Annotated in this window: 12 protein-coding genes; 3 read left to right on the top strand and 9 right to left on the bottom strand. The window is 59.6% G+C overall.

All coding sequences use genetic code 11. From position 1 onward, the window contains the following. The first annotated feature begins 6 nt into the window (after nt 1-6). A complete protein-coding gene (locus M017_RS0112710) occupies nt 7-825 on the top strand; it encodes a PIG-L family deacetylase (protein ID WP_162179913.1) in 819 nt (272 codons plus the stop codon). On the opposite strand, the gene M017_RS0112705 is transcribed toward M017_RS0112710, so the two are convergent. Both M017_RS0112705 and thrS read right to left on the bottom strand, forming a co-directional pair. Continuing rightward, a complete protein-coding gene (locus M017_RS0112705) occupies nt 803-1,933 on the bottom strand; it encodes a glycosyltransferase (RefSeq protein WP_031498362.1) in 1,131 nt (376 codons plus the stop codon). The two genes, M017_RS0112710 and M017_RS0112705, sit on opposite strands and share 23 nt — an antisense overlap. Before the next feature lie 3 nt (nt 1,934-1,936). Next, nucleotides 1,937-3,877: a threonine--tRNA ligase gene (gene thrS / locus M017_RS0112700; RefSeq protein ID WP_031498360.1), complete on the bottom strand. Its 1,941-nt coding sequence runs from the start codon at nt 3,875-3,877 to the stop codon at nt 1,937-1,939. A 70-nt stretch (nt 3,878-3,947) separates the two neighbouring features. Between thrS and M017_RS0112695 the strand changes: the two genes are divergently transcribed. Beyond that, nucleotides 3,948-4,562, top strand: a complete 615-nt coding sequence (locus M017_RS0112695) for an RNA polymerase sigma factor (RefSeq protein WP_031498358.1) — start codon at nt 3,948-3,950, stop codon at nt 4,560-4,562. Continuing rightward, on the top strand, nt 4,549-4,800 hold the full coding sequence (locus M017_RS0112690) for an anti-sigma factor family protein (protein WP_031498356.1): 252 nt from the start codon (nt 4,549-4,551) through the stop codon (nt 4,798-4,800). Before M017_RS0112695 ends, M017_RS0112690 begins: the two co-directional genes overlap by 14 nt. Here the strand turns inward: M017_RS0112690 and M017_RS0112685 are convergent. The 7 genes from M017_RS0112685 to M017_RS0112655 all read right to left on the bottom strand — a co-directional run bounded on the left by M017_RS0112685 (nt 4,797) and on the right by M017_RS0112655 (nt 17,673). Next, on the bottom strand, nt 4,797-5,912 hold the full coding sequence (locus M017_RS0112685) for a mandelate racemase/muconate lactonizing enzyme family protein (protein WP_031498354.1): 1,116 nt from the start codon (nt 5,910-5,912) through the stop codon (nt 4,797-4,799). The two genes, M017_RS0112690 and M017_RS0112685, sit on opposite strands and share 4 nt — an antisense overlap. 12 nt (nt 5,913-5,924) lie before the next feature. Continuing rightward, nucleotides 5,925-7,142, bottom strand: coding sequence for an efflux RND transporter periplasmic adaptor subunit (locus M017_RS0112680; RefSeq protein WP_051669995.1), 1,218 nt, complete (start codon nt 7,140-7,142; stop codon nt 5,925-5,927). A 1-nt stretch (nt 7,143) separates the two neighbouring features. Further along, a complete protein-coding gene (locus M017_RS0112675; RefSeq protein WP_031498350.1) occupies nt 7,144-10,284 on the bottom strand; it encodes an efflux RND transporter permease subunit in 3,141 nt (1,046 codons plus the stop codon). Nucleotides 10,285-10,332: 48 nt separating this feature from the next. Next, on the bottom strand, nt 10,333-12,858 hold the full coding sequence (locus M017_RS0112670; protein ID WP_031498349.1) for an ABC transporter permease: 2,526 nt from the start codon (nt 12,856-12,858) through the stop codon (nt 10,333-10,335). A gap of 51 nt (nt 12,859-12,909) precedes the next feature. Next, a complete protein-coding gene (locus M017_RS0112665; RefSeq protein WP_031498347.1) occupies nt 12,910-14,202 on the bottom strand; it encodes an amidohydrolase family protein in 1,293 nt (430 codons plus the stop codon). A 19-nt stretch (nt 14,203-14,221) separates the two neighbouring features. Next, complete coding sequence (locus M017_RS30425) at nt 14,222-17,170, bottom strand: TonB-dependent receptor (protein ID WP_031498346.1); 2,949 nt, start codon at nt 17,168-17,170, stop codon at nt 14,222-14,224. A 107-nt stretch (nt 17,171-17,277) separates the two neighbouring features. After that, nucleotides 17,278-17,673, bottom strand: coding sequence for a hypothetical protein (locus tag M017_RS0112655; RefSeq protein ID WP_155121387.1), 396 nt, complete (start codon nt 17,671-17,673; stop codon nt 17,278-17,280). Nucleotides 17,674-17,710 lie beyond the last annotated feature (37 nt).

The following is a 17,710-nucleotide window of genomic DNA, read 5'->3' as shown; positions in this document are numbered from 1 at the left end:
ATGACCTTGCAGAGTATTTCCGCCCCCGTTGCGATCTATCCCCCACCTCCAACACAGACGTCCGTGTTGCTTGTTACCGCGCACCCGGACGATGAATACTACTGCGCGGCAACGGTCTACCGGCTCGCTCGTGAGATGGGAGGAACGGTCGATCAACTCATCATCACGGACGGAGCGGGAGGCCATCGCTTTGCAGCCTTGGCCGGTCATTTTTATGGACTCGATCTTGCCGAAGGCGGCAAGGATCATCACAAGCTTCCGTCGATCCGCCGGGAAGAATCGCTGCGCGCTGGGAAACTGCTGGGGGTACGGGCAACCGAGTTCCTCGGGCAGCCTGACCCGGGTTATACGCGTTGCGAAAAGGTGGCCTGCAAGTCCTGGCAAGTGAAGACGGTACGGGATCGCATTGCGGACCGGCTGCAAACGCATAGCTATGATTTTGTTTTTGTACTGGCGCCGCGGCCGGAAGAACATGGTCATCATCAGGCGGTGGCGACCTTGGTGCGCGAAGCCATTGCCCTGCAGCCCGTGGATCAGCGTCCAGTGCTGATCGCCGTCGAGCCGGGACATTCGTCGCAACATCCGATTGCGATGTCCGGCAATGCCCTGCCCGCTTATCAGTTCTCGCGCAGCCGCGCCGTCAGCAAGGCGGAGTGCCTGACCTATAGCGTGATTGTGAACTGGCTGATTGCCGAGCACAAGTCGCAGGGACTGTTCCAGTTGGAATCGGGCCGGCACGATGTGGAACGTCTGTGGCTGCTCGATCCCGAGCAGGAAGCACGCAGCCGCGCGCAACGCCTGTTTAGTCTGCTTGAAGCAGCGTAAAGGTGCCATCGGCATGGAGCCGGTAGCTGCAGCCACGCCAGTGGATCGTGTTACCGAAGAAACCGGCCAGCCAGAAGGCGAAGCTGAGCAGATCCTGCAAGGGCAACTGGTAGAAGTAGCGTGGGTGGAAGTTCTCGTTGAGGACGCCGTTTTGCGTCGCGAAGGCGACCGTAAAGCGGAGCATCAATGCAGCACCGAGAAAGCCGAGTTCAAAGCCCGTGAGCGGCCAGACAGCGAGGAAGACCGGCAGCGGATTCGTGAAGAACTGGCCGAGATAGCCCAGGGGGCGCGAGCGGCGCGTCGAACGATTCCAGCGGAGACGATGGGCAAAGTTTGTCGCCATCGATTCGGAACCAATGCGGTGCTCCACCACATAACTGGAGAGGATCGAGTTCCAGCCCTTGGCGGTCACTCGTTGGCCAAGCACGAAGTCTTCGGCCAGGTACTTTTCGAGACCCGCCCAGCCTCCGGCATCGGCAATCGCCTGCTGACGAGCCGCGACCGTTGGCCCCAGGGTGAAGCGCATTCCTTCTAACATCCGGGCAACCAATACGCCAGCGATGAACTCTGTGTTCATGCCAAGCGCTTCGGTTTGGGACCAAGGACTGGGGCCGCCGACGGCACGGTAGGGGCAAGTGGCGACACCGAGCTTGGGGTCTGCCGCGAATTCGGCGGCAATGGTGTCGAGCATCTGTGGCGTGACACGAATGTCCGAGTCGGACATGACCACAACGTCGTAGCGAGCCGCCTCACAGAGCTTTTCGAGACTCCAGACCTTTGCGTTCTGGTAGGGAGAGGAACCGACGATGAGAAGCCGGGAGTCCACCTGAGGAAAGGCCAACTGGAACGTTCTCACCAGCGCTGCAGCCGGATCGTTTTCATCGGCGATAGCGAAGACGAGTTCCCAATCCCCTGCGTAGGACTGGCTGAAGAAGCTGCGCAGATTCTCGTCCAGGCCGAGATCGACACCCTTGAGCGGCTTGAGGATGCTGATGGGAAGAGTGGCCGCCGCGGGAGGCAGCACACTGAGATAACGATACACGGCCACCAGCACCAGGAAGCAGTAAACCACTACTCCCAGTGCCAGCAGCCATAAGACGAGGTTCATCGACTATTCGATCGGAATCTTCGAGCTGTTCTGCTCGCGCAGGAGGGCGATGAATTCGTCGACCGGCTTCGCGCCAAGATCGCCGTGGCGGCGGTTGCGCACCGAAACAGTGCCAGCATCGATTTCACGATCGCCAATGACGAGCATGTAAGGGATCTTCTGGAGTTGCGCTTCGCGGATCTTGAAGTTGACCTTCTCGTTGCGCGTGTCGGTTTCGACCCGGAAGCCTTCCGCGGTAAGCTTGGCGGCCAGCTCTCCGGCGTAGACATTCGCTCGATCGGTGACCGGCAACAGAATCACTTGAGTTGGGGCGAGCCAGACCGGGAAAGCGCCGGCGTAGTGTTCGACCAGAATGCCGAAGAAGCGTTCGACGCTGCCGAACAGTGCACGGTGCACCATGGTGGGCGTGTGCTTGGCGCCATCTTCTGCGATGTAGCTCAGGTTGAAGCGGCGCGGGAGGTTGAAGTCGAACTGGACGGTGGAGAGCTGCCACTTGCGGCCGATGGCGTCGACCAGCTTGACATCGATCTTCGGACCGTAGAAGGCGGCCTCATCAGGGATCACCTTGACGTTCAGACCGAGCTTTTCGACCGCGCTCTTCAGCGCGTTTTCCGCGAGAGCCCATTCTTCCGGCGAGCCGAAGTACTTATCGGATTTACCACCATCCCAGGTGGAGAGTTCCGCTTCGTAGGTTTCAAAGCCGAAGGTACGCAGGGTGTGGAAGGCGAAATCGAGACAGCCGACGACTTCCGCCTCTGCCTGCTCCGGCGTGCAGAAAATATGCGCGTCGTCCTGGCAAAAGCCACGCACGCGCAACAGGCCGTGCAGGGTGCCGGAACGCTCGTAGCGGTACACCGTGCCGAGTTCGCCGAGGCGGACCGGGAGCTCGCGGTAACTGTACTGCTTGTTCGCATAAATCAAAATATGGAACGGGCAGTTCATCGGCTTGAGCTGGTAGGTGGCGTCGTCCAGCTCCATCGGGACAAACATGTTTTCGCCGTAGGTGGCGGCGTGCCCAGAGACTTCCCAGAGTTGGCGGCGGGCCACATGTGGCGTGTAAACCAGATCGTAACCGCGGGCGAGATAGTTCTCACGCATCCAGTCTTCGATCAGCTTGCGGACCTGCGCGCCCTTGGGATGGAAGAAGATCAGGCCGGGGCCGGCGAGTTCCTGGATCGAGATGAGATCGAGTTCACGGCCGAGCTTGCGGTGATCGCGCTTTTTCGCTTCTTCGAGCTGCTTGAGGAATTCGTCGAGCTCTTTCTGGCTGTACCAGGCGGTGCCGTAGATGCGCTGCAGTTGCTGGCGCGTCTCGTCACCCTTCCAGTAGGCTCCGGCGACGCTGAGCAGCTTGAAGGCCTTTAGTTTCTTGGTGGAAGGGACATGCGGGCCACGGCAGAAATCGATGAACCCGGGGCCCATCGTGTACTCGCTGAAGATGTCGTCGGCGCGTTCGGTGATCAGCTCGACTTTCATCGGCTCGTTCATCGCCTCGTACTTGGCGAGGCCTTCGGGCTTGGCGATCAGCTTGCGTTCAAAGGTGAGATCGCGGTCGCGGATCTCTGCCATCTTCTTCTCGATCTTCTCAAGGTCTTCGGGAGTGAAGGGTTCCTTGCGATCGAAGTCGTAATAGAAGCCGTTCTCGATGGGAGGACCGATGGCGAGCTTGGTTTCGGGCCAGAGTTCGAGCACGGCACCGGCGAGCAAGTGGGCAGTCGAGTGCCGGTAGACCTCAAGCGAAGCGGGATCTTTGGTGGTCAGGATGCTGACCGCAGCGTCGCCTTCGAGAGGACGAGTCAGGTCCCAAAGGTTGCCGTCAACCTTGGCAACGATGGCGTCTTCAGCGAGGCGTTTCGAGATGGACTGGGCAATGTCCAGGGGTCGCGTCCCGGCGGGGAACGCTTTCTGGCTCCCGTCAGGTAGCGTTACAAGAACTTCACTCATGGGGTCTTTCGAGGGGTACCCCTCAGTGTAACAGGCGCTATTTTCAGGATGGGCTATAGTGAACGTTAAGATGACTTCCATCGAGCCCCTCAGCGACGAGCAGTTGGTCGAACTTGCCAAAGGCGGGGATGACGGAGCGTTTCCTGAACTCGTAAAGCGATATAGTCGCCGCATCCTTCGCGTCGCGCGCAACATCACAAACAATGACGAGGATGCAGAAGACGTCCTGCAAGAGTCGTTCATGAAGGCCTATACGCATCTGGACGGTTTTCAGGGCAACAGCAAGTTTTACACCTGGCTGGTTCGCATTGCGATGAACGAGGCGCTGATGAAATTGCGGAAACGCAAAACGGGCCGCGTCGTTTCTCTCGATGAAGAACTAGACACCGGTGAGGATACAATGATGCGCGAGATCGCGGTCTGGGAAGGCAATCCGGAAGATCGCTACTCCCAGGATGAACTGCGGGAGATTCTCGATAAAACGATCTCCAGTCTGCCTGAAGGATTTCGAACGGTATTCATGCTGCGCGATGTTGAAGAACTCTCGACTGAGGAAACAGCGGAAACGCTGGGGCTGAGCATTCCGGCGGTAAAAAGCCGCCTGCTGCGGGCCCGGCTGCAGTTGCGGGAAAAACTGACTCGCTTATTTAAGCGCAAGGGAGAAGACGCGTTTGCCTACCTGTAAGGACTTCCTGCGCGAACTCAGCGATTACCTGGACTCGTCCATCGACGCTGAAACCCGTGCAGAGCTCGACCAACACGCCAAAGAGTGCCCCAACTGCTGGGTGGTTCTGGATACAACCAAGAAAACCTTGCAGATCTATAAGGGCTGCGAGCCCCAGGCTGTGCCTGAGGCGCTCGAAAACAAGCTACTCGCCGCCTTGCAGAGGAAGATGGCCGAGAAGAAGTGCAGCGGGCATTAGCCCCGCGCCAGCTTCGCAATCCCATCCCAATTCCACTGCACGCCATAACCGGCTGCCTGTGGAATCTGCAACATCCCCTCGCCATCGAGGCGAAAGGGCTGGGCAAAGACATCCTCAAGGTAGGGTTCCGGCGTCAGATATTCGACCCATCGGGCGTTGCCGGCAGCAGCACAGAGGTGGAGGTCGACAACCAGCCCGACCCCAGTATTCCAGCCGTGCGGGACAACGAGCATGTTGTGATCGTCGGCGTATTGGCCGATGCGATGCTGCTCGGAGAGCCCGCCCACCTTGGTGACATCGGGCTGGAGATAATCCACCGCGTGCCGTTCGATCCAAGGCAAAAAGGTCTGCCGACGGGTTAAGACTTCTCCTGCCGCAATCGGGACCGGCGATTGGCGTGTCAGTTCGACATAGCCGTCGATGTCGTCGGGACGCAGCGCTTCTTCAAACCAGGCGACGTTGTAATCCTTCAACATGCGCGACTTCTCGAGCGCCCACTTGAAGCCGTGCGGCCAGAAAGCATCGCTCGCGCCTGCATCGACCATCAGATGACAGTCGTCGCCAATGGCCGTACGGGCTGCGCGGACGATCGCCTCATCGACACCAGCGGCGCTTCTGCCAAAGGGTCCCCAACCGATTTTGAAGGCGCGAAAGCCGCGTTCCTTTGCAGCCAGTAGACGCTCGCCCATGCGTTCTGGAGCAACCATCAACATCGAGGCGTAGGGCTGGATGCGGTCCCGGTATTTGCCTCCGAGCAGGCGCCAGATGGGTTGCCCAGTAACTTGCCCGAGGAGATCCCAGAGCGCCATATCGATGCCGGAGATGGTGTGTGTGACCGAGCCGCCGCGCCCTTGCCAGAAGGTGTTCTGGTGGAGCATTTCGGTGGTCGCCGCCGGGTCAATCGCGCTTGCGCCGGTGTAGAGCGGCCGCAGCAGATCAAGCGCCGCACTCACCAGCGGCCCGGAGGTATAGACGCTACCGAGACTGCTGAGGCCAGCGTCGGTGCGCACCTCGACAAGCGTTCGCGTCTGCTCAAGCTCTCCGTAGCGGGCGGGCCAATCTTCATACGCCTTGCCGTACAGCGGGATGGCGCGGATGGATTCGATCTTCACCCGAAGATCATACTACTTGCGTGCTGTCGCCTTCACGATGACGCCGTTCTTGACGTCGTCCGAGGGGTTGACGACCAAGCTGTCACCTTCGCTGACGCCGCTAGTGGCTTCCACTTCGGTTCCATAATCGCGGCCAACGGTGATCTTGCTGAAATTCACCTTGTTGCTCTGATCGACAATGGCGACAAAGGTGCCGTCGCTGCGAGTGACGATGGTGTCGCCAGGCACGAGAATCATGCGCCGGGCTTGCGCCGTTTCCATACCCACCTGCACGTACATCCCCGGCAGCAGGGAGTTGTTCTGATTCTGCACATTCACTTCGGTCAACAGCGTGCGGGATTGATTCTCAAGCGCATTCGCATTGCGCGCTACTTTTCCGATGAAGATGCGATTCAGTTCGGGCACGCGGACCGTCGCTTTTTGGCCTACTCGGATATCGACCACATTCGATTGCGGCACGGTGACGAAGACGCGCAGCGTCGAGATGTCGCTCAAGCGGAATAGATCGCGGCCAGCAGCGATGGCAGACGGCGTGATCAGATTGCCCACGGCGCAATTGCGCTGTGTGATGATGCCGGCCCAGGGCGCGGTGACGCGCTTGAAGTCGGTTAATTGTTCGATGCGGGCGACTTCTGCGAGTTGAGCGCGGATCGATTCGTTGGCCGCGCCGAGATTGGCTTCCTGCGCCTTGACGTCGGCCTTGCGGGCGTCGAAGATCGCGGTCTTCTCATCGAGATCGGCCTTGGCGAAGACACCTTCGGCAACGAGTTGCTTCGAGCGGCCAAAGTTGATCTCGGCCAGCTTCACGTTGGCCCGGGCCTGCTCGATGGCAGCTTTCACTTGCTCGGCCGAGGCGCGCAGTTGCTCGAGACGGGCCTTTGCATTGCGCAGCTGCTGGTCGAGCTCGGGAGAATCGATTTCGACGAGGGTGTCGCCCTTCTTAACGACGTCGCCGATGTCCACGTTGCGCGTCTTGATGTAGCCTTCGGCGCGGGCATAGATCGGAGTCTCACCCACGGCCGAGACGTTTCCAGGCAGGGTGAGTTCCGAGGTGGGCGCCGAGAGCTTCACCTTGACGACGGTGACGGCCAGCCGCTCCTCGGCATTCGACTTCGCCTCGGCTTCGATCATCTGGATACGGTTTTGGCGAGGCGCCCATCCCAGGAAAAACACTCCTGCAGCGATGAGCCCCAGTAAGAGAAACACTCCAATCGCTCTCGTCGACTTCACGTTATTCTGTCTCCTCGATCTCGTTCCATACCGGCGCGTTCTTGCGCAAACCACTGTAGACCAACGGAACGATGAACAAGGTCGCTACCGTTGCCAATAACAATCCGCCAATGACCGCGCGGCCTAGAGGCGCGTTCTGCTCGCCGCCTTCTCCGAGTCCAAGCGACATGGGTAACATGCCGATGATCATCGCTGAGGCGGTCATCACGACGGGACGCAGACGCGTGACGCCAGCCTCGAGCGCCGCTTCGCGGCTGTTCAGGCCGCCGGGACGCAGGTCGTTTGCGAAGGTGACCAATAGAATGCTATTGGCTACGCCGACGCCGATGCTCATGATTGCGCCCATCAGGCTGGGCACGTTGAAGGTGGTCTGGGTGACAAAGAGCAGCCAGACGATGCCGCTCAAGCTGCCGGGCAGCGCCGTCAGGATGATGAAGGGATCAAGCCAGCTTTGGAAGTTGACGACCATGAGCATGTAGACGAGCAGGATAGCGAAGAGCAGGCCCAGACCGAGGCGCAGGAAGCTCGAATTCATCGTTTCCACCTGGCCGCGCAGGTCGATGGTGACGCCCTTGGGCAGCTTGGGACGCATGTCCTTGAGGATCGCTTCGACGTGCTTCTGGACGGTGCCAAGATCGCTGTTTTCGACATTCGCAAACACGTTGAAGATGGGCTGCACGTTGTAATGATTGACCACGGCCATGCTGGTGGAGCGATTGACGCTTGCAATGTTGGACAGCAGGCTGGTGTTGCCGCCCCCCGGAGGGGTGATCGGCGTATTCATGATGTCGTCCAGGTTCTCGATCTTGACTTGGGGGGTCTGCGCCGTCACCTGGTAGCTGACGCCATTGGCCGGGTCGAGCCAGAAGTTCGGCTGGGTCTGGCCGCTCGAACTCAGACTGACGAGCAGACTGTTGGCCACGTCGCGCTGCGACAGGCCGAGCACGTCGGCCTTAGCCCGGTCCACGTTCAGTTGGATGTCCGGATAATTCATGACCTGGTGCAGGTGGACGTCCACGGCTCCCGGGATGCGCTTCACTTTGCTTTCAATCTCCCTGGCTACCTTGATGCCAGCAGCACGATTGCGGGTTACCACCTGGATGTCAAAGGGCGCGGGACGGCCAAAATTCAGGATCTGGTTGATCATGTTGGCAGGCTGGAAGAAGAACTCCGCTTCCGGGAACTCCGACTGCAAGCGGCGGCGCAATTGCTGCACATAGACTTTGGTGGCGTTCTGCTGTTCCTTGAGGCTGACCAGGATTTCGCCGTCGAAACGGCCAATCGTTGCTCCGTCCGAATAGGCCAGATTGATGCCGAGCGAAGGCAGGCCGATGTTGTCGAGGATGCTGTCCAACTCGCGGGCAGGAACCACTTGTTTGATGACGCCTTCGACACGGGCAAAGAGCTGCTCTGTCTCCTCAATGCGCGAGCCGACCGGACCGCGGACGTGCAGCCGGAACTGCCCGGCGTCAACTTCGGGGAAGAAGTCTTCGCCCACCTTGGTAGCCAGCCAACCGGAGAATCCGACAAAAACAAAGAAGACCGTGAAGACAACGGCGCGATTGGAGAGCGACCATTCGAGCGCCTCGCCGTAAAGGTCCTTCATCTTCTCAAAGACCACATTGAAGCCTTCGTGCATGCGCCAGATGAGGCCTGATTCCTTGTCGTGAGCAAGCAGGAAGTGCGACATGGTGGGCACGATCGTCCGGCTCAACATATAGCTGGCCATCATCGCGAAGACCACCGCCAGCGCGAGCGGCGTGAAGAGGAATTTCGCCGCACCGGTGAGGAAGATGACCGGGACGAAGACGATGCAGATGGACAGCGTGGAGACGAAGGTGGGGACGGCGATTTGCTGCGCGCCATCAAGAATCGCCCGCACCAGCGGCTTGCCCATGTGGCGGTTGCGATGGATGTTTTCGATTTCAACGGTCGCGTCGTCGACCAGGATGCCAACCGCGAGCGCAAGGCCGCCGAGCGTCATGACGTTCAGCGTCTGCCCGGTGAGGTAGAGGATCGAGATCGAAACCAGAATCGAGAGCGGAATCGAAACGCAAACGATGAGAGTGCTGCGCCAACTGCCGAGGAAGAGCAGGATCATCAAGCCGGTGAGCACCGCGGCAATGATACCTTCGTGAACGACGCCGTCGATGGAGGCGCGGACAAAGAGGCTCTGGTCGAACATGCGGCGCACGTTCATTTCCTTGGGGATGATGCTTTGGAGACGGTCGAGTTCCTTCTGAACGCGTTCAATGATCTCGAGCGTCGAAGAGTTGCCATTTTTGAGGATGGTGAGCAAGGCGCCACGGCTGCCGTTCTGCCGCACGACATTGGTCTGGATCGCGAAGCCGTCGCGGACCTGCGCGACATCGCGCAGATAGACGGCTGCCCCGTTGACGTCCTTGACCGGGATGGAGTTGAGTTCGTGGACCAGCTCAGGGCTCGCATTGAGGCGGACGTTGAATTCGCTGGAGCCGATCTTTGCCGTGCCACTGGGCAGGACGAGGTTCTGGGCATTGACGGCAGTGGAGATATCGACCGCCGAGAGCCGTCGCGCCTGCATCGCGTGGGGATCGAGATCGACCATGATCTGACGGACACGGCCGCCGTAGGGAATTGGAATCGAGGCGCCCTGAACGGTAGCAAGGCCCATGCGGATCTGGGAGTTGGCCAGATCGTAGATGGTCTGCTCGCTCATCGAATTGCTAGAGAGCGCCAACTGCAGAATGGGCACCGTGGCCGCGTTGTAGCGCAGAATAAAGGGCGGAAAAATCCCCGGAGGCAAGACGCGGGTGATGGAATTGGAAATCGCAGTGAGTTGTGCAACCGCAAGGTCGATGCGGACCCCTGGATGGAAGTAGACGCGAATGACGCCATAGCTCGCCATCGACTGGCTTTCGATGTGTTCGACATCGTTGACCGTCGTGGTGATGGCACGCTCAAAGGAGTTGACAACGCGCTTTTCCATGTCGTCGGGGGACATGCCGTTGTAGTTCCAAATCACACTGACAACGGGGATATCAATGTTAGGAAAGATATCCGTCGGCATCGAAACGATCGAGACGGCACCAAGAATTACAATCAGAACCGCCATCACCGCGAAGGTGTACGGGCGGCTGAGCGCCAGCTTTACGATCCACATTTTGGGGGTGTTTTCAGGTTAACATCCCCTTATCGAAAGCCCTTGCACTCACTCGTAGCGCAGCACCTCGATCGGGTTCACTTTGGTGGCCCGGCGTGTCGGCAGCCAGGAGGCCAGGAGCGCTACGAGGATTAGTGAGACAACCGCGAGGACGAAGGTGATCGGATCCATGGCCTCCATCCCGTAGAGCTGCTTCTTCACGTAGGTGGAAAGCAACATGGCCGCAGGCACGCCGACGAGAATACCGCCGGCGATGAGGAAGAGGATCTCTTTCATCACTAGCCCGATCACCGAGCCAGACTCGGCGCCGAGCGCGATGCGAATGCCAATCTCCTTCTGGCGGCGGGAGACGGCCAGCGAGAGGACGCCGTAGAGTCCGATGGCAGCGAGGATAGTGGCTACGATGCCGAAGATGCTGGCGAGGAAGGACAAGAGACGTTCGGTGGAGAGGCTGTTGTCGATCTGATCGGTGAAGCTGCGCATCGAATGGAGCGGCAGTGAGGGGTCCATCTGGCGCACCAGGTTGCGAATGGTTCCGATGGCCTGCGATTCGTCGCCCGCCGTGCGGACATAGGCGACCAGGGAGGGCGGGTGGCTGAGCTGATACATCGGCACGAGCACCTGAATATTGACATCCTCGCGGACATCCATGTATTTCGCATTGGAGAAGACGCCAACAATTTCGATGTCGGTCGGCGTGCCGGGGTCGCCGCCCATACCGAGGTGGTAGCCGATGGGGTTCTTGCCGGCAAAGTAGGTGTCGGCAAACTTCTGGTTGATCATGCAAATCCGCCAGGACGCCCATTTCTGCGAGTCGGGCGGCTCGTTTGTGAAATCGGAATCGCGGAAGTCGCGGCCTTGCAGGATCTTCATGCCCATGGTCTCGACATAGCCCGGCGTGACGGCATCAAAGTAGGGCCCGGGCATTTTGCCGGCGTCGTGCTTGAAGCCCTCGACGGTGACGGTGGAATCCCACTCGTTGCCGTTCATTTTGTCGATGTTGGCGATGCCGACTTTGAGGATGCCCGGGGTGGCTTCGGCACGCTGTTTGAAGTCGCGCATAAACTGTTTTGTCTTCGCGGTATCGTAGCCGCTCAGGGGCGGATTGGCTTGGAAGGTAATCAGGCGGCTGGGCTCGAGGCCGGTGTCGGTGAGCTTCAGATTCTGCAGAGTCCGCACGAAGAGTCCGGCGGCAACGAGAAGCAGGATGGACAAGGCCACCTGAACGCCGACGAGGACTTTACGCACCAGGCCTGAGGAGCCGGTGGACATGCCGCGGCCTTCTTCCTTGAGTGCGGGCGCTGCGTCGGTCTGGCCTGCGTTGTAGGCAGGGAAAAGACCAAACAGGACACCAGTGGCGCAGGCGATTCCAAAAGTGAAGGCCATGACGCGCCAATCGGGAGCCGCGCCAATGCGCAGCGGGGTGGAGCCGGTGGGCAGGAAGGAGAGTAGCAGCGAGTTCAAGGCATAGGCAAGCACCAATCCGCAAATTCCACCGATGCAGCTCAGGACCAGACTCTCCACCAGAAGCGGGCGCATCAGCCGCCAGCGGCTGGCGCCCAGAGCAGCGCGCACGGCGAACTCCTTCCGGCGTCCGGTGGCACGGGCGATCAGAAGATTCGCAACATTGGTGCAGGCGATCAGCAGCACCAGCCCGACGACGCCCATCAGAATCCACAGCGGCTCCGCCATGCGGCGGCGCAAACCAGAGAAGCCATTGGCGGCTGTTTCCACTTCGAGGTTGCCCCGCAGGAAGTTCTGCTTGGAGATATCGGAGGCCTTGGCAAAGGCGGCTTCCTTCACTTCCATCGCCCGCATGTTATGGAATTGCGAGTTCATCTGGGCCTTGGCCTGCGCGATGCTCGTCCCCGGCTTGAGGCGCGCGAAGATCTGCACCCATCGGCTGCGGCGGTCTTCCATCGCATCCCAGCCAGGCGTCATCTCGGCCTTCATCATCATCGGGATGCGGACGCTGACAATGCGGCTGGGATCAAGGCCGAAGAAGCCTGCTTCGCTGACACCGAGGACGGTCATGCGGAAGTTGTTGATCAACAACTCCTTGCCGATGATCGCGGGGTCGCCGGCGAAGCGGTTTTTCCAGTAGTCGTAGCCCAGAACAACGACAGGATGGCCGCTTTTCTTTTTGTCATCGGCGGGCTCGATCAGCCGGCCGAGATGCGCCTTCACTCCAAGCACCTGGAAGTAGTTGCCTGAGATCAGTTCGCCACCTGTACGCTCGGTGCTGCCTTCAAAGGAAACACTGACATCGATCTCACGGCGGCCCATCATTCCGACATGGACAGGCGACTGGTCGCGGAACTCGCGGTACATCGGATAGGAGTTCATCCGCGGTCCAGAGTTGGAGCCGTAATGGGAGCCGGATTGAAAGACCTGGATCAATTCGCCGGGCCGCTCCACAGGCAGGCTCTTCAGAATGACCTGATCGATCAGGCTGAAGATGGCCGAATTCGCTCCAATCCCCAAGGCGAGTGAAGAAACCGCCACAAAGGTGAAAAGTGGGGCGTGCAGCAGCCCACGGAATGCATTGCGGATCTCGTCCAGTATTCCTCGCATGCAAGGGATACGCAGGAAGCGTCCAATCGTTGCCGGGAAAATCAGATTTATTTAGGGACGAGCAGGAGGGTCATGGCGGTAGATGATGCCGTCCTTCATCACGAAGAAGACCTTCTCCGTCTGGCGGATGTCGGCGAGGGGATTGCCCGGCACGGCGACGATATCGGCAATCTTGCCCGCGGTGAGAGTGCCGAGACGGTCCGAGATGCCGAGCAGTTCCGCATCGACGCTGGTGGCCGCCTTCAGCGCATCGATCGGCTTCATGCCGTGCTCCACCAGCAAGCGGAACTCCCCGGCATTGCGTCCGTGTGGATAGACACCGGCATCGGTGCCGAGCGCAATCTTGACGCCCATCGAGATCGCCTTGCGGACGGTGAGATCGATCGAATCGAGCGCTTTTTGTCCTTTACGCACCACCCGCGGATCGAGTTTCCCCCCGGCAATGCCTTCCTTGACGCCTTCATAGGCCATCAGTGTTGGCACATAGTAAGTGCCCTTTTGTAGCATCAGTTGCAGCGCTTCGTCATCGAGAAAAGAGCCGTGCTCGAGAGAATCGATTCCGGCGCGGATGGCACGTTTGGCGCCTTCGGCACCGTGCGCGTGCGCGGCAGCCTTGCGGCCCATCGTATGCGCCTGATCGACGACGGCGTTCATTTCCTCCTGCGTTAGTTGTGGGGAATCGACGTCGTTGTTCAGCGAGAGCACGCCGCCGGTTGCACAGATCTTGATGACATCAGCGCCATACTTGACATTCCAACGGACGGCGGCGCGCAGGGCGTCGGGCCCGTTGCCGACGGCGGGGTTCTCTTGATCGGCGGCAAGGACGTCCGGGAGATAACCGTTGGTGCTGTCACAATGGCCACCGGTGGTGCCGATCGAGTTCACCACAGTCAACATGCGCGGCCCTTCGATATAGCCTTTCTGGATCGCATCGCGCAGACCGATGTTGAGGAACTGACTGCCGCCCAGATCGCGAATCGTCGTAAAACCGGCGCGGAGCGTAACGCGAGCCATGGGCACGGCAGACAGCGCCCGCTCGGGCAGGCTCTGGGTGAGGCCGGAGAGCTGCCTTGCGTTGGAATCGCCGGGAGTGAGGCCGCGCAGGTGCGTGTGCGCGTCCATGAAGCCGGGCAACAGCGTGGCGTCGCCCAGATCGATGATGCGCGCCTCGGCTGGGATGCTGGCGTTAGGGCCAACGGCCTCAATGCGGCCTTGATTGACGACCACTAAGCCAGGCTGGACGAGTGCGTCCGAGCGGCCATCAAAGAGCCTTGCCGCCCGGATCGCAATCACCTCCGCGTGGAGGCAGAGCTGGATCAAAAACAAGGCGGCGAGCAATCGCATTCGATGAGTATAGCGGCAGCTAGAAGCTGAAGCGGACGGAGAGATCGATACGGCGATTGGCTGCCGCGCCGCCTCCCCCGCCCCCGCCAAAACCGCCGCCGTTTGCAGTGGAAGTTGAGATCCCAAAGAAAGGACTGGTGAGGTTGCCGTTGGGCGTCGCAAGGTTAACGGTGTTCAAAATGTTGCGGCCACTGGCGGAGAAGGTGAGCGAGTACTTGCGCGTGGTGGTTGAGCCGCCACCGCCGTCGGGCCCCATGCCCATGCCGCCTCCCATTCCTCCCATGCCTCCGCCACGTCCACCTCGCCCTCCACCGCCACGAGCACCACCCCCACCACCACCGCCGCCGCGCGTGGGTCGAGCAGTCGTCGATTCAGGCCCGAAGGCCCAGGTCTTGGCAAGGCGCAGGTTCAGCGAGTAGTTGACCGGACCACGGCCATAGTTGCGGGGAATGATGCGATCGTGCGGACCGGGATTCACATTGAAGTTGCCCCAGGGAGTGCGCACGACATCCGGTCCATTGAGGTCTGTGGCGAAGGCTGGACGTTCGTTGAACAGCGTGTCGCCATTGGTGTCGCGGCCTGTCGTGATGTTGAAGGGCGCGCCGGAATTGACCGTGAAATTCGGGCTCAAGCTGATGCCCCATTTGGCGGCGATCGAGCCCTGAAGCGTAAAACGATGGCGGATGTCCTGCCGGGCAGGACCGTATTCGCCGTGCAGATCGTAAGGATTCGCCGGGCCGCCACCATCCGTATCGGCACGCGCGAAGTTCAACGAGTAGTAACCGAACAGATTCACGCGCGAGGAGAAGCGCGTTCGAAAGTTCGTCATGAGTTGATTTTGGCGGCTGAAGCCCGTCGCCTCGTTCAGGAAGATGTTTCCCACGTTGCCATAGGGACGGAAGCCGTCGAAGTAGGGCGTATTGATATTGCGCTGGCGGAGCAGATGGACGCCACGCGAAAAGATATAGGTCACTGCAAGGTTCGTGTTGCGCGGCAAACTGCGCTCGATGCCCGCCGAACTCTGGATGAGATAGGGCGTACGCAGGCCAGAGTAGAGTTCGCGGATGGTGAGTGCATTGCGGGAAGGCGCCAGCGCTTCTGGAGACGGGATATTGGGGAAGTAATCTGGATCGCGCACCGTATAGCTCACCTGATTAACGCCATTGAAGCGAATCGCACTGAGGGTCAGACTGTCATCGATGCGGTCATAGAAGATGCCGGTGCCGAGGCGAAGCACGGTCTTGGTGACCTTCTTGGCGCCGCCGTCCAAGGCATAGGCAAGCCCGATGCGCGGGGCAATGTTGTTGTGATTGCTGATGTTGGTCTGATCTTCCCAGCGCAGTCCCGCAGAGAAGGTGGCGCGGGTGTTGATGCGCCAGTCCCAGGCGGTGAAGAGCCCGACGTCATATTGCTTCACGCCGGCAAAGGGATTGCCGAGATTGATGCTGAACTGGCTGGCGCCGCCGCCGAGACTGCGGATCTGCTCAGGTGAGTAACCAAGGCCTTGGAAGAGCAGAGTCCGGCGGTAGCGTTCGAGAGAAGTGGTCTGCTCGAATCTCTTGCTGCCATCGGGGTTGAGGATGGGATTATTGTTTGCATCGAGCACCGGCGCGAGACCACCCGCGAAGGTATAAGAGCCGCCAAAGTTATTGGGCGCCGTGCTTTCCTGATTAGAACGCCGCGCCCGGCCACCAAACTTGATGGTGTGAGAGCCCTTGACCCAGGTGGTGATGTTGGTCAGCTCATAGTGGATATCAATGGTTTTTGAAACACCGTTCTGCGGTCCACCGCCGGTGAAGGCGTCCTGCACACTGAGCGCGTAGAGCGCGTTGTTTCCAAGCTGCTCGGTATTCGAGTGGAGGTACTGGAAGCGCGTCTCGTTGATGGCGCGTGTCGAGAGAACGGCTGTCTCGGTGAGCTGGACGGTGTGGTCTGTATCTTTGGAATTGTAAGCACGCGAGAGCAGCGAGAACTGGCCGACGCCTTGGTTGTCGGAACTTGTCGGACTGAAGGTGTAACGGCCGACTAGTGTGTTCTTGTCGTTGATTGCGTAGTCGATGCGATTGGTAATGGTGAAGCGGCGCTGCGGGGTGACAACGGTTTGCTGGAAGGGTGTGGGGAGGAGAGAGGTGTTGAGAATGGTGGCGTTGATGATCGCGTTCTCATTGACGTTGCGGCCTTCGATGTCGATCGAAAAGGAGGCTTTCTTTGCCGTGAGGGGGCCTGAGAGCCGGCCGCCCCAGAGCTGCGAGCGGAAGGGCGCGCGGGTGGGAGAAAAAGGATTGCGCGAGTTCAGCGAACTGTCGGAGAAGTTATAGTGCGCATCACCACGGAAGCGATCGGTGCCGGGCTTGGTGAGAATCTCAATGCGGCCGAAACCGATGCGATCGTACTCGGCAGAATAAGGATTGCTGTTCACGCGAACTTCGCGAATGGAGGACTTGGGCGGCAGCTTGCCTCCTGAGAAACCATCGATAAAGAGCTGGCCGCCGTTGGGCCCAGCCCCGGGCCCGGCAAGAGCCATCAGTTCGTCGGCAAGCAGATCGGGATCGTCGGAGAAGGAGGCCAGGTCTTCTTCTTTGAGCACAAGCGCACCGGCGTTCTGGAGAGGGTCTGTCGTGACGCCCTGCACTTCGCTCTGGACATCAACAACCTGAGCCTGCGCGTTGAGCGACAACTGGATGTTGAACTGCGTCGCCCCTGAGACTTGCAGCTCATCCACCTGATACATCGAGAATCCAGGCTTTTCGACACGAATGGTGTACTTCCCCGCGACTAAGTTGCGGAACTCGAAGTTTCCACTCGCATCTGTATTCTTACGCTGCTCTTTGCCGCCGACAGGAGCGATGCGCACCACAGCACCCGGAACTGACGCAGACGAAGGATCCGTCACCTGCCCGCGAAAAGTGTTCAGATTCTGGGCCATGAGAGCTGCCGTGAAGGCAAGGAGTAACAAGAAAATCGGCATGGAAGAAGTCCTCAGAAAATAGGTCAGGAGTGCAGGGCGCGGGGGTGAGCGTCTTGCACTCCATCGTAGACCCTCCTAGGGGGGAAGGAGGGGAGCTTGAAAAAGTCTTAGTTATTGGGCGGGGGCGGGCCACCGGGACCGCGGCGCCGGCTCATGCGTTCCGCTTCGAACTTGTCATACTTCTCCAACTGGTCGTCCTTGAGAACTTTCTTGACCTTGTCTTTGGTCGCAGCCTGCAGCTTCTGCATCTCGGCGCGGGTTTCGTCGCTCATTCCATTGGCCATGAGCTCGCGCTGCTTCTTCTGCTGCTCCGCGAGAATCGGACGGATTGCTTTCTCCTGATCGTCCGTGAGACCAACAGCCTCTTTCATCATGTTGAGCTGACGAGTGAGCATCTGCTCGGGATCGCCGCCACGGCCACCGCCCGGAGGCTGTGCGTAGCTGAGAGCCGGAAGCAAAGTGATTGCCGCGGCCACTACCAATTGAGGAATGGAGTTTCGCATGAGTTGATTGTGAAGACCGCTCGTAAAGAGAGTGTGT

The organism is Bryobacter aggregatus MPL3 (assembly GCF_000702445.1).
Classification (GTDB): Bacteria; Acidobacteriota; Terriglobia; order Bryobacterales; family Bryobacteraceae; genus Bryobacter; species Bryobacter aggregatus.
This window is presented reverse-complemented; position numbering and strand designations above follow the sequence as displayed.